This window comes from Fibrobacter sp. UWR2 (genome assembly GCF_002210285.1).
Taxonomy (GTDB): domain Bacteria; phylum Fibrobacterota; class Fibrobacteria; order Fibrobacterales; family Fibrobacteraceae; genus Fibrobacter.
Genome location: NZ_MWQE01000007.1, coordinates 87,084 through 100,438, shown reverse-complemented (window position 1 = coordinate 100,438; position 13,355 = coordinate 87,084). Strand labels below are relative to the sequence as shown.

At 54.4% G+C, this 13,355-nt stretch carries 13 protein-coding genes; 11 read left to right on the top strand and 2 right to left on the bottom strand.

Features of this window, described 5'->3' with window-relative positions:
• The first annotated feature begins 10 nt into the window (after positions 1–10).
• The 5 genes from B7994_RS10275 to B7994_RS10255 are packed head-to-tail and all read left to right on the top strand — an operon-like array spanning position 11 to position 6,849.
• Positions 11–1,567, top strand: coding sequence for a hypothetical protein (locus B7994_RS10275; RefSeq protein ID WP_233143166.1), 1,557 nt, complete (start codon positions 11–13; stop codon positions 1,565–1,567).
• Positions 1,568–1,603: 36 nt separating this feature from the next.
• Positions 1,604–2,788: a formate-dependent phosphoribosylglycinamide formyltransferase gene (gene purT, locus B7994_RS10270; protein WP_088638376.1), complete on the top strand. Its 1,185-nt coding sequence runs from the start codon at positions 1,604–1,606 to the stop codon at positions 2,786–2,788.
• A gap of 57 nt (positions 2,789–2,845) precedes the next feature.
• A complete protein-coding gene (locus B7994_RS10265; protein WP_088638375.1) occupies positions 2,846–4,021 on the top strand; it encodes a hypothetical protein in 1,176 nt (391 codons plus the stop codon).
• Positions 4,022–4,029: 8 nt separating this feature from the next.
• Positions 4,030–5,169, top strand: a complete 1,140-nt coding sequence (locus tag B7994_RS10260; protein WP_144063850.1) for a hypothetical protein — start codon at positions 4,030–4,032, stop codon at positions 5,167–5,169.
• Between the two features lie 51 nt (positions 5,170–5,220).
• The gene (locus tag B7994_RS10255; RefSeq protein ID WP_088638373.1) at positions 5,221–6,849 is read left to right on the top strand and encodes an FISUMP domain-containing protein; all 1,629 of its coding nucleotides are present in this window, start codon (positions 5,221–5,223) and stop codon (positions 6,847–6,849) included.
• Here B7994_RS10255 and B7994_RS10250 read toward each other — a convergent pair.
• Positions 6,846–7,742, bottom strand: a complete 897-nt coding sequence (locus tag B7994_RS10250; protein ID WP_088638372.1) for a tyrosine-type recombinase/integrase — start codon at positions 7,740–7,742, stop codon at positions 6,846–6,848. The two genes, B7994_RS10255 and B7994_RS10250, sit on opposite strands and share 4 nt — an antisense overlap.
• Before the next feature lie 37 nt (positions 7,743–7,779).
• On the opposite strand from B7994_RS10250, the gene B7994_RS10245 reads away from it, so the two are divergent.
• The 5 genes from B7994_RS10245 to B7994_RS10225 all read left to right on the top strand — a co-directional run bounded on the left by B7994_RS10245 (position 7,780) and on the right by B7994_RS10225 (position 12,501).
• Entirely contained in the window at positions 7,780–8,994 is a 1,215-nt protein-coding gene (locus tag B7994_RS10245) for a hypothetical protein (protein ID WP_144063849.1), read from the top strand.
• Between the two features lie 75 nt (positions 8,995–9,069).
• On the top strand, positions 9,070–9,732 hold the full coding sequence (locus B7994_RS10240) for an STAS domain-containing protein (RefSeq protein WP_144063848.1): 663 nt from the start codon (positions 9,070–9,072) through the stop codon (positions 9,730–9,732).
• A gap of 85 nt (positions 9,733–9,817) precedes the next feature.
• Positions 9,818–10,663, top strand: a complete 846-nt coding sequence (locus tag B7994_RS10235; protein ID WP_088638369.1) for a peptidase M23 — start codon at positions 9,818–9,820, stop codon at positions 10,661–10,663.
• Between the two features lie 21 nt (positions 10,664–10,684).
• Positions 10,685–11,755: a hypothetical protein gene (locus tag B7994_RS10230; protein ID WP_088638368.1), complete on the top strand. Its 1,071-nt coding sequence runs from the start codon at positions 10,685–10,687 to the stop codon at positions 11,753–11,755.
• Positions 11,756–11,772: 17 nt separating this feature from the next.
• Positions 11,773–12,501, top strand: coding sequence for an NUDIX domain-containing protein (locus B7994_RS10225; protein ID WP_088638367.1), 729 nt, complete (start codon positions 11,773–11,775; stop codon positions 12,499–12,501).
• Positions 12,502–12,503: 2 nt separating this feature from the next.
• Here the strand turns inward: B7994_RS10225 and B7994_RS10220 are convergent, their stop codons facing one another.
• Entirely contained in the window at positions 12,504–12,716 is a 213-nt protein-coding gene (locus B7994_RS10220; RefSeq protein ID WP_088638366.1) for a hypothetical protein, read from the bottom strand.
• A 192-nt stretch (positions 12,717–12,908) separates the two neighbouring features.
• On the opposite strand from B7994_RS10220, the gene rimP reads away from it, so the two are divergent.
• Positions 12,909–13,355, top strand: a complete 447-nt coding sequence (gene rimP, locus B7994_RS10215; protein ID WP_088638365.1) for a ribosome maturation factor RimP — start codon at positions 12,909–12,911, stop codon at positions 13,353–13,355.

Below are 13,355 nucleotides of genomic sequence, written 5' to 3'. Positions count from 1 at the left end.
TTACTTGGAGATGAAGTTGTTTCGCTGTGTAATACCGGTTTTCTGCCTTGCCTGCGCCTTTGAGGCCCTGGCTGCTCCGTCGCACCCGGAGTCGGGAGAGCATGGGTATTTCCAGATGGGTACTGATTTCGATTTCGGGTTGAATGGTGGCCCGACGGAATCCTATTTCGCTGTGGATACTGCGGACTGGTTTGGGCCGAACTGGCGTGGCCTGCAAATTCCGCTCGAGAATGCCCGCAGTTACGAAGAGCATGTGAACCCGTTCTTTACCCTCAGTTTCCGAGCGGGCTACAGGAATTTCCACGTCTTGCTGGACCTGCCTCTTCGTCGCGATCTCGAGGCCTGGTACCAGGACGACCTCCATAAGAACTTCACCTACGACCCGAGCGAACTGGATATAAACGTCCCGAACAACGCCTATGCCGTATGGGAGAATCCTGTGGGCTACGTGCAGTTCGGGCGCTTTGCGCTCGATGACCTGAAAGTTTCGAAGAACGATATCCTTGTGGGTGGAGCGCCTTATCACGATGGCCTGCGCTGGAAATTTGCTCCGAGCATTTTCCGCTACGACTTCTTGTTTAGTTCGCTCAACGCATGGCTTTATGGCGATGTGCGCGGCGAAAACGGTTGCCCGCCCGTAGGTACTGAGGCCTATGCGCAGAAATGTACCGACCCCAGCAATCAGGTGTCGAATCAGCGCAATCGCGTGTATGCCGATAACATCAAGACCTTCATGTTCCACCGTTTCGGCATAGAGACGTCTAAGCTTTGGGTTTACGTGGCCGAGCAAAGCATGATTGGCGGCAAGGCTCCCGAGTTCCGCTCGATGAGCCCGTTCATCTACTGGCACGACAACTACGCGACCGGATATACCTCGGCTGCAACTTCAGTGGAACTGGGGTACAAGACGAGCAACGGGGCAAAGTTCTATGGCCAGGTGAACATGGAAGATATCAATAGCCCGGTGGGCGAGGACGATGACAAGGGCACGAGCCGTTCCGTCATCAACTACCTCGTGGGCTACTATCACGAACTTTCGACCGCGCTCTACGGCAAGTTCAGCTGGCGCCTCGACGTGGTGCGCACCGACCCGGTGGCTGGCAATAGCAGGCTCCCGCTCCTCAAGTACACGAGCCGCCGCAATTACCGCAGCAACTACCGCGAACAGGACGACATCGATTACGCCGATGCCTACTTTGTGGATTACCCGATAGGCTACCGCCGCGGCGCCGACGCTCTTGATGTCTGGTTCGATTTCGGCTGGACTTACGGAGTCCATTCGCTTTCGCTGACGCTTGCATGGCTCCGCCAGGGCGACAAGGAAATGTACACCGATTATAACTTGGCGCTTGCCGGTGGCGAAAACTCGCCGTCGGGAATCGAAGAGGCCCAGTACTTGATTGACGGGCTTTACCGCATGAAGGTGAACAACTGGTTCAGTTTTTATCTGGGTGGTGGGCTTCGCAAGTACGAAAACCTTGCACACGAAAACGGTAATGACGGTGTAGATGGATGGCTTCGTTCTGGCGTAAAGTTCTCCTTCAACCCGGTCGACCTGAAGTTCTAGTTTCCTATATTATCCTAGTAAACCAAGGAGTTTAATATGGCAGAAATCGGTACCCCTCTAAGTTCTAGCGCCACGAAGGTGCTGTTTTGTGGAGCCGGCGAACTCGGCAAGGAAGTCATCATCGAGATGATGCGTCTCGGCGTCGAGGTTATCGCCGTGGACCGTTATGCCAACGCCCCGGGCATGCAGGTGGCTCACCGTAGCCACGTCATCAACATGCTCGATGGAGCCGAACTCCGCCGCGTAATCGAACTGGAGAAGCCCGACTACATCGTTCCCGAGGTCGAGGCGATTGCGACCGACACGCTCGTAGAACTCGAGAAGGAAGGTTTCAACGTCATCCCGACCGCGAAGGCCACCAAACTCACGATGAACCGCGAAGGCATCCGCCGCCTTGCCGCCGAGGAACTCGGCATCAAGACGAGTCCGTACCGCTTTGCCGATAATTTTGAAGATTTCAAAAAGGCCGTCGCCGAAATCGGCATCCCGTGCGTGGTCAAGCCGGTGATGAGCTCCTCGGGCCATGGCCAGAGTGTCATCAAGACCGAGGCCGACGTGCAGAAGTCCTGGGACATTTCCCAGCACGAGGGCCGTACGGGCCATGCAAGCCGCGTGATCGTGGAAGGTTTTGTGCCGTTCGATTACGAGATTACGCTCTTGACGGTGCGCCATGTGGGCGGCACCAGTTTCCTTGAACCGGTGGGCCACCACCAGGTGGGCGGTGACTACCAGGAATCCTGGCAGCCGCAGCCGATGAAGCCGGAACTCCTGGAACAGGCGAAGGTGATTGCGAAGAAGGTTACCGACGCTTTGGGCGGTCGCGGCATCTTCGGCGTGGAACTCTTTGTGTGCAAGGACGAGGTGCTGTTCAGCGAAGTTTCCCCGCGCCCGCACGATACCGGCATGGTGACGCTCATCAGTCAGGACCTTTCTGAATTTGCGCTTCATGCCCGCGCTATTCTTGGACTGCCCATCCCGAACATCGCATTCCACGGCCCGAGCGCCTCGAAGGCCATCGTCGTGGACGGCAACTCCGACCACATGAAGTTCGGCGGCCTCGAAGAGGTGCTCGCCGAACCGGACACGGCGCTCCGCCTGTTCGGCAAGCCCGAACTCAAGGGCCACCGCCGCCTGGGTGTGCTCCTTGCCCGTCGCAATACTGTGGAAGAAGCCAAGGCGCAGGTCATGGCCATGCGCGAGAAGGTGAAGGTGGAACTATAGTCACCCTGGAGGGAATCCGTAGGATAACCGATAGGGTCCATTTGGAAACGAGTATTGATGAAAAGAATATTTGAAATACTACTGCCCGCGCTGTTGCTTGCCGCGTGCTATTCGCCGGAGCCTTTCGAGGCTGAAACGGTGGAGTCCGCGTCGAGTTCCAAGTCTGAAATCGGGACTCTGTTCGCTGTCAACAACGAGATGCAGATTTGTAATCCGTCTGTTACGCAGGATACGGTAAACTACCCGGCGTCGATGCTTTGGCTTAATTTCGGTGGCACACTTTATGTGACTCCTTCTGATTCGGGGTTCCCGACTGATGCCGAGGAACATGACCGCCTGACTATCTCCGATACGGCGGGCAAGGTGCTCTGGTACGTAATGCGCGATACGTCGGAAGGCGAATGCCAGTTCCAGGATCCGGAGTGGAGTACGCATCCGAATTTTGCCGTGGCGCTCCGAGCCTACGACAAGAAAAAGAAGAACCTGTGCCTGCCCGATAATCTTGACTACGGGATGTTCGCAGTGCGCATCTCGGACAAGAAGAAGTTCTGGTTCTACGACAAGGACATCCGTGAAGACGCCTCTCCGCACTTGTGGGTTGCACCGGAAACTTCTGTTGATGAGGATGCTGCAGATTCCACCGTGGAAGGCTTCTTCGGGACAAAGGACGTGCGTCTTGTGTACGTGAATGGCGATGACAAGATTGTGTTTGCCGATTTCGCGAACGGTGGGCTCAAGAAGGCCGTGAAACTCCAGAGACCCGCAGGCAAGAAGGGCTGGGGAATCGATGCGCCCATGATTTCGCCCGATGGCAAGTATGTCGTCTATAATCTGACCGAAAACTCGAATTCATGGGAAGCCTATATCCAGGAACTTTCCGCGAACTCTACGCCGGTGAAAATCGAACGCGGGGACAAGTCGCTTTCTGAGCCCGGTCAGCCCCACTGGTTTGCATTTAATGGGCGGCTTTACGTCGTGTGGATTGAAGTCCCGTCGGGCAAGCAGATGTTCAATAAGGTCATCCTCTCCGACAAGTCCGCTCAGGATGGCTCTGCGGGCCGTACGGTGATGCGCGAAATCCGCCTGATGGCGGGTGCCCCGAGCGATCTTGCAATAGAGTGGGTCGGCGATGTTCGTGAAATTGCTCCCATTCCCATGACGGGCGGGCGCTCTCCCGATGCTAAGTTCCTTTCCACTGGTTATAAGTACGGCTACTTGCTGGAACTTCCGTGAGGTGCGCAATGAAGAATTCCTTATTGAAGTCTAGCAAGAAGTTCGGCGCGGTCGCATCTCTCGCGGCTGTCGCTACCTGCGCGTTCCTCGCCGCATTCAACGCTCCGGTTGAACCCGCTACCCCCTGGGAATCCATCGGTGGGTGCGGTGCTGGCGGCTCCGGTGGTGGTGCGGGCGATGGTATCAAGTGGATTGGCCAGGGCGTTTCGGGTGGCTACCTGGAAACGGAAGTATTTACCAAGTACAGTGTCGGCCAGAATTTCTCGGGCCTTACGCTTACCCCGCATTTTTCTATCAAGCCTACGTGGTCTACGAAACTCGGAGTCTCCATCCCGTTCATGTCACACCAGGGTGAAGTCCAGTACCGCAGCAACCAGGCACCGACTGACCGCAGTACGGGCGGCCTCGGTGACATCTCTTTTGATTTCAGCAAGACAATCGGTAGCGGGGGTGCGGCGTCACTTTCTGCATCGCTCTCGATTCCTACTGGCCAGTACGATATCAAGCGCGGTACGGATGCTTCCGAAGAAATCCTGCCTGCAAGCTTCCAGAAGGGGTCGGGGCTCTACTCGCTCACTCTCGGCTGGGACTACAGCCGCGATACCGACAAGGGAATCTGGCTCTACGGGCTCACGTTCACGTACCCGTTTGCGATGCACCTGATTTCGGGCGAGAACGAGTTCAACGATACCTACTGGAAGAAAATCAAGCACGAAGGCGACCGTTTCGAGTACCGCTTCAAGCCATATGGCGAAAACGACCTCGGCGCCTACACTCCGCCTTCTGTGGGTGCATCGGTTGCCTACGGTTACCGCGGTCGTGCTGGGATTGTGCAGAGCCTGGGGGTCAACTTCTCTGTGCCGCTGGGTGTTGCCTGGATCAGTTCCGAGAAGGCGGGTACGTATGACCCGCGTCCGGATCCCGATCATCAGGCGTGGTCCGTAGCGCTTGCCTACGGTATCGAGTTCTCGAATGCCGATTTCCCCGTGTTCCTCGCGCTCTCCGTGCCCATACATGACAAGGCGAATGCGGCTAACCCGAGTGATGAATATGACGAGAGCCCGATGCAGGAATGGAATGCTCCCGACTGGGGCGACATTTTGCAGCAGTGGACCATCGCCGTTGGCATCAAGGGAAGTTTCTTCTAGTTTGTATATAATAGCGGCAAGGCCGCAACCGAGATTTGAAAAGGAGGAAAGATGAATAAATTTTCAGATAAGAGCGTTTTGTCCTTTTGGAAACATTTTGCCCTGATGGGTGCGGTCGCGCTTCTTGCGGCCTGTGGGGACGACGCCTCTTCCGTAAAACCGGATGACGACGATCCCGGTTTGGAGTCGTCTTCTTCCAGCGACACGCCGCAGTCGAGTAGTAGTAGGGGAGATGGCGGCTCCGAGGCCGCCGTGACGAGCAGTAGTTCTGCCGAGTCGTCCTCTTCGGGGCAGTCGAGCTCCAGCGTCACACCGCAGTCGAGTAGCAGTAAGGGAGATGGCGGCTCCGAGGCCGCCATGACGAGCAGTTCTTCTGTGGATGAAGCCTTGAGCAGCAGCTCTGCGCCGGTGAAGGAATTCCCCCTGGATTCGTTTACGAAGGACAGCTTCAAGAACCCGGACATCGATTACCAGACGATGACGGACGAGCGCGACGGTCACGTCTACAGGATTGTGACGGTCGGTACGGGCGACAGTGCGATGACCTGGATGGCAGAGAACCTGAACTTCTCGGAAAACACTACAGACAGTGCGCTGGCTATAAATTTGAAATCCCAAACGTCGTGTCCATTCGAGAAGGCTGAAAGCTGCGATGTTTTAGGCCGACTCTATACCTGGACGGCTGCGATGAACATCAGCGAAGGGTACAAGGATTCTATTCCGAGTGCCCACAAGGTGGTTCCAATCAGGAATCATCGGGGAGTCTGCCCCGCTGGCTGGCACGTGCCGGCGATGAGCGAGTACCTGTCGCTGTATAACAGGATTGAAGAAAAACTTGGCTTAAGCAAGCAAGGAATTGCGTTGAAGTCGAAGGCTGGCTGGGATGATTCCTTGAGTGCGGGGAACGATATATTCGGTCTTTCGTTTGTTCCTGGAGAGGCTGTACAGAATGGATTCTTGGGCTATGTCTGGCTTGCCGATGTGGATTATGCTAGGACAAATTCGACGACGAGGATTGTTTTGGAAACGAATGCGAATCACACCTTCTTTAACGGAGGACTTGCCGATTGGAATGCCTATGTCCGCTGCGTGAAAGATAAGGACGTGGTTACCGGAAAGTTCAAGGATTCGCGTGACGGAAAATATTACAAGTACGCCTATATCGGAAATACAAGGTGGATGGCGGAGAACCTGAATTACGGAAACGACAGCCTGGGTAAGTGCTCCTGGGATGACGATGAAAACTGCTCGGAGAATGGCCGGTACTATACTTATGAAGAATCCCGGACTGTTTGCCCCGACGGCTGGAGATTGCCTACCGAGAACGATTTTTCTGAACTTATAGAGAACGTTGGGGGGTCGGCAAATGCCGCCGTTTACCTGCGCTCGACGGAATGGAAGGGAGACTTGCCGGGCATAAATGCTTACGGCTTTTCAGCAAAACCGACAGGCTCTTTCCATTGGGGAAAAACTACAGATAATTTCGGTCGTGTAGAACCGCAGTTGGGCTTCAGTTCTGAGTCGTTCGATATGTGGTTGGGCTCCATGAACGGCATGTATATGGTAACGATATTGGATTGGTCGAATTCTTCTTACAACGTAATGGGAGCATTGACCTTCAACATAGATGGCGTGAATGAATCGCCCCTTATCCCGGTCCGCTGCATTATGAAACTTTAAGCCCGCGGGTGGGTCTTCTTGAACGCCGCCTTCAGGCGTTCCGCATTTACATGTGTGTAGACTTGGGTGGTGGAGATGTTCGAGTGTCCGAGCATCTCCTTTACGCTCATGATTTCGGCGCCGTTTTCGAGCAGGTGCGTGGCGAAGCTGTGGCGCAGCACGTGCGGACTCGCCTTGCCCTCCCAGCCGATTTCCCGCAACAGGTCGTGGATGTCGTTCCTGAGTGTGCGTAGCCCGAACGGCTTGCCGTCTTCGCTTAGGAACACGTAGCCTCTCGCGGTAGGCAAGTGCCCTGCCTGGACCTGAATTTGCTTATAGTTCTCGATGCGGTCGATGAAGCTTTCGGTGAGCGGCACGATGCGCTCCTTGTTGCCCTTGCCGAGTACGCGCACGAGCTTTGCGCTTGTGTCGATGCGGTCCCACGTGAGGCTCTGGCATTCCGAGATACGCAGCCCCGACCCGTAGATGAGTTCGAGCAGTAGGCGAGCCCGTACTTGCGGGAGTGTCGGGTTCGGTGGCAGTTCCGGGAATTTTTCTTCAGCCAGGTCCTTTTGCGAAAGTACGTTTACCAGGCGCTTGGGGCGCTTGGGCATCGGTATGTTTCCTGCGGGGTTCTTTTCGAGAATCTTGCTCTTGACTAGATACTTGCCGAAGCTTTTCATTGCCGCGAGGTGTTCGCAGATGCTTGTCGGTGCTAGTTTCTGCTTCATCTTCAGGTCCCACACGAACGTCTTGAGCAGCATCTCCGAGAAGCTGCCCAGGGGGGCGTCTTCGCCCGCGATGGCGGTAAACTTCTCGAAAGACTTGCGGTAAGTGTCGACCGTGCGCTCGGAATAGCGCCGTTGGCCCGAAAGGTAGGTCAAGAAATTTTGTATATAGTCTTTAAGGAGCATTTCTCCAGTAAAAAATAATCTATCTTGGTCGTGTAAAATGAATGTCCTGAAAAAAATAGTTCTGTTGCTTCCATGTTGCTCTTTCGCCGCGACCTTTGTCTCGGGAGTGAACGAGACAATGAACATGGAACCCGGAGCGCGTTCTGCTGCCCTCGGTTCTGCGACGATGGCCGTGGATGGCGATTATCTAGGACTTGTATCTAACCCGTACCAGTTGGCCAACGTGCGTTACCTGTGGGCGAACTTCTCGCACACCGCATATTTTGAGGACACGCAGTACGACTATGCATCTGTTGCCATCCCGCTAGGCTTGGACCAGGGACTTGGAATTTCTTTTGCTCGTTTCGGAGCCGATGACATTCCCTATATCCGCGAGGGAGATCCGCTGCCTGAAGGCAGCGACTACGAGACACTTTCGATTGCAGACTGGATGCTCTCGGCGACTTGGGGCAAAAGGCTTTTCGGCCGTTTCGAACTAGGCGTCGGATTCCATTTGCTCTATCGTGATATGGACCAGTCCGGTTTCGGTTTCCGCGGCGATGCAGGTTTGCGGTATCGCATCCTGGATGACCTCTATGTCGCAGGCCTGTTGAAGGGTTGGACCTCCTCTGCTTCGGTGTGGGGTTCGGGCGAATTCGAGTACTCGGCCCCAGACTTGTACCTTGCGGCCAGTTACGGCCTGGATGTGCGCTACCTGTACGGAAAGTTCGGGTTCTACTGGCAGAGTGCCGGTGTATTCAGGCATGAACCGCGCGACCTGGGGTTCGAGACGGACGAGTCTCGCGGAAAGCCCCTCTGGAAAGACCCTCTTGATTGGCTTTCGGGTGGGCATGCCGGTATCGAGTTCAATTTCGATTTCGGGCTTAGCCTGCGCGCGGGCCTTTCGAGCTTTACCACCTTCGAGAGCTTTACCGCGGGTGCGGGTCTTGTCATCGCGAAGTTCCTGCGGGTCGACTATGCGTTTGAATCGCACCCGGTACTTTCTCCTGTTCACCGCGTGAGCGTGAGTATCAGTCCGTACCTGTTCTCGCATGCGCCCAAGCCAGAGCCTGAACGGCCTGCGGCTGCTGCCCCGACCTCGCTTCTTGGTGCGGAGCCCGAGGAACCCGAGGTGCAGGCCGTGGATGGACCGGCCCCGCAGGAGAACGCTCCGGCAGTACCGGTTGTGGAGGAAAATGCTTCGGGAGCCCAGGAATCTTCCGATGAGGTTCTGGAAACTCGCCCCTCCGGCGGTATACAGTGGGAAGAGTAGCTTATGTTGCCGGATTTTTACGATTTTCGCCCGTTTTTTTTCTCTTTCCCCATTTTTTAGTTTATATTTCTGCATATGACGCAATTGAAGAACTATCGCGAAGTTGGCATTTTTGACTTGTTGTCCGCCCCTCTCAATCCTATCGGGGCGTTTGACGCCGAGCAGTTCAAGAAGGACGTTCGCAAGTTGATAGATGACAATCCCGACGATAAGTTCGTCGCGGTCGACCTGATGGGACTGGATTTCGTCTATAGCGATGCCTACAATGCGTTCGTCCAGTTCCAGAGTGAACTTTCTAGCAAGGGTGGCATGCTTGCCCTTCTCAGCAACAGCCCGACTATCGCCGACGGTCTAAGGAAGGCCGGTCTCGATCGCTCCCTCAAGGTGTTCTCGTTCGAGGCGGAGATGATGTCGTTCTCCTTGCATTCCCACGGCCCGGCCGACAGCGCCCCTGTACAGGAGGCGGCACCGGCAGCACCGGTGGAACCGGAACCGACGCCGGTCGCATCGCAGAACGGGTATTCCATGGCGGAAGGCGAAGTGAGGGCCGAACGCCGCACCGGACACAACCGCCGCTTCACCAAGAGTTTCAATGCCGTGGTGAAGGACGAAAAGAAACTTGCCGCTAAGGGCATGAATATGCCTTTTGAAGAGGAATCCTCCTCGGGCAAGACGGTGTTCTTCATTATTCTCATCCTTCTGGTGCTTGGTGGCGTTGTCGCCTATTTCCTGATGTGATGGACGGATGTCTGAAGGCTTTTCGGAACATCGCTGCAAAAAGAAATACAAGTCTAAACGGCAAAACTATCCAGTTGTCCGGGTTTTGCTCGTCTGTGTCGTGTTCTTCCTGTTTATAAAGTTCGGGTTCGCCGAAAAGCTGGTGAACCTGCTGCCTCTGCCGGGCAACGAGGTCGTAGTAGTAGACGATTGGAAGTCGAAGTGTGCATCGATGCGCGGAACGGCCTTTGAACTGAATGGTGGGCTTGGCCAATGTTCCTGGGTGGTCTCGGATTCGGTATTCTTCCTCCCGAATGATTTCTTGCGGTATGTCGCCTCGACTGCGAAAACCTCGCGCCCCAAGTTGCACTGGATTGCTCCGCAGGATGATTTTTCGAGCCCGATCCTTGTCCAGTGTGAAGATTCGTTAGTTTATACGTACCTACACCTGATGGACCAGGATTCGCTCTACTACTGGGTAAGCCTTGATAACGGCTGCCGCTTTCCCGGGATTTGCCCGAGGCAGCCTCTTGACTGGTCTGCCGTTGCCATAACGGGGGATTTTGATTTTGAGGGCAAGGAGTCGATGCTTACGATGGATGCGATGCTGGGGATTGGCGAGGCTCCCATCCATCCGATTCTCCCTGGTTATGTACTCGCGTCGGGCAAGGATTCCCTTGGCCATTTTGTAGAACTCGATCATGGAAACAACATTACGTCACGCATGTCGGGAATGTATCCGGTAAACCGCGCTGACACGGCATCGTTTATCGAAGGGGAATACCTCGACATGAATTCCATTGTCGGTCGCCTTGCTCCGCGGGATAGTGCGAAGTTCTTCCTTACGGTGCGCCAGAATGGATTCTTTGTACGCTGGGCAGATCTATACGCGCAGACGCATCCGCTTGACAGTGCCGAAATTGCTAAATTCGTTAAGCAGATAAAACTATAGTGCTTCGGGGCTCTCTTGCGAATGACTTCTAGAAAATCCATTGCCGTTCTTTTTGCAGCATTTTTTGCAGCGTGCTTCTGCATTCAGGCCTGCACGCAAGATGACGATGGCGCCATTTCGCTTTCTTCTGGAGACGACTCCTATTTTGGCGAGGGCTTTTTCCGCAAGGCCGTTCTCGATTCCGGAGCGCGAATCCATCTTGCGTCCGATACGCTCTTTTTGCAGATGGGCAACCTCTGGACGTTCTCCAATTGTGCCCTCAAGAGGATTGAAATCGATAAGGAAAAAGACGGCGAGTCGCTAGTCCTTCTGCCTAAAATAATTATTGAAACCAGTGGCGAGGATTGCCCTGCGCCATACTACCATCCAGATACGGTTCTTGCACTCACGTTCAGTGAGGATGAATTGAAGGGAATTTCGCAAATCCGCGTGATGAACGACGAGGATTCCCTGCTCGATACAATCCTGTTGCGCCGCGGGCATTTTGAACTTGATACGTTCGAGATTTTTGTGGACTCCCTGTTCGATAGTGTGTCTGCGTTGCCGCTCAGGACAAAGAAATCGCCGTCGATATTGAAGGTCCTCGATAGCCTTACGCCCCGCGTGTTCCACTGGCGTGCCATGAAGTCGAATTGCGAACTGCAGGTCGATATATGCGATTCCGTGGTGAACGATACGATTTATCCTACTTCCTGGAGTACTACGGATACGATGCTTGTCCCCATACGCAAGGCCTGCGCCCTAGGGGATTCCGTTTATTGCGTGAGCACGCGCTGGGTAAACGATTCGAATTCCTTGGGTAGCGTTCAGAAGCGGGCAGATACCTTGTGGCATACAAGTACTTACTACGTCGAGGAGATTCCCGAATGCGCCTCGATGAAGTCGTTTGATATGGGTGCTTTCACATTCGGCAAGAAGTTTACCGTGGTGCGCGAACTTATGATACCCGACGAGACGGAGACGTTCTGCGGGCCATCGGCGACGAAGGACCTGTTTATCTTCGATATCACGCGCAACCGGCTTTTCCCCGATTCGCTCGATGCGGAGTCGCTTTCCGAAATCTGGAAATCCAAGGCCCGTGCCATAAAATAATTCCGGCAGGTTGAATCATGATTGTTGACGGTGTTGAATTTACGTTTGCATCTGAAATCGCTGCAGACGACTACCAGTGCATTCTCGATTGCAAGTTTTTCAAGGACTGGCTTACTGCTGCAAAGTCCAAGTTTGTTGTGCAGAAAATCCATTTTTCATCGGTGGATTTCTTGAGCAAGGTCCATAGCCCGCTGTTTATCAAGTTGACAGCTACGGCGACGTTGCCCGATGGCCGCCCGGTTCACGGGATTGTCGTGGTACGCGGGAATGCGGTGGGCGTGCTCGTGGTGTTGCGTTGCGAAGGCGAAAAGTACCTGCTGCTCGTACGCCAGCCCCGTTTTGCCCTTACCGAGACGGCTTCGCTCGAAATGCCTGCGGGTATACTCGATTGGAGCGGGGATTACCGCAAGGTGGCCTTGTCGGAACTCGAAGAAGAAGCACAGATTGTTGCCGACGATTCGGAACTGATCGACCTTACGGATTTCTGGTGGAAAGGTTCTACGCCCGGATTTGCCGCCAGTTGCGGACTCATTGACGAACGAATTCGTTTGTACGCAATTGAACGGGACGTGACCCGCGAACAGCTCGAGGCGATGGACGGAAAGAACCAGACCTACGTCGAGGAGAACGAGTGGATCCGTACGGAAGTGCTCCCGTACGAAGAAGCCGCCCACAAGTTTGTGGACGGCAAGAACCTGATTGCTCTGTTCCTTTATGAACGTTGGCTAAAGACCCAGGGTAGGTAGGGTTACCAGTTTCCTAGATTGTTTATGGTCAGCCCTGCGAAAAATACGAGCAGGTAGCCGTACCAGAGTCCGGTGAGTATGTAGTTTGACGCACGCTTGTAGGCCTTTGGTTCTGCCTTGTTCTTTTCGCGTATGTTGATGATGCTCTTGCGCAGGTAAAATACGGAAACGGCGATGCCGATAAGGGATGCGAGAATCAAAAGTACGTAAGCCATGCGGTAAATATAGTAAAAACCTTCTTATTGGCTGCATTCGTTCATTTTGCCCTTATTTTCCGCTTATCGCGGTTGCCTAGACCCCGAAAATTTTCTCTATTTGGTCTGTCTTGACGTTCGTGGACCCGAATTCGGCTTAAATGAGCAGATTTCGGGGCCGTATACGAACGCCGTTTATTATACGAGGTTTATTTGGTTAACCAGAAGTTGGATTCGCTTATCGCCGAGGCTTGTGAGGCTGCAGGCGTGACTTTGGTGGAACAGGACATGTTCCGTGCCGGCAAGCGCAAGACGCTCCGCCTATACATCGACAAGCCCGAAGGGGTTTCGATTGACGACTGCTCCAAAGTGAGCCGCCACCTTTCCGACGCTCTGGATCTCGATCCCGACATTATCGAGGGCGCTTACACGCTGGAGGTCTCTTCTCCCGGACTTGACCGCCCCCTCAAGTCGGATGCCGATTTTAAACGCAACATCGGGCGCTTTGTACGCGTAACGCGCAGTACTGGAAAGCCCGTCACCGGGAAACTCCTGGAAGTTGATGAAACGAATATTACGCTTGCCCTCAAGGGCAATGCCGGTAACGTGTCCGTACCGAGGTCCGAGGTGCTGGTCGCGAAAGTGGATGTACAAATATAA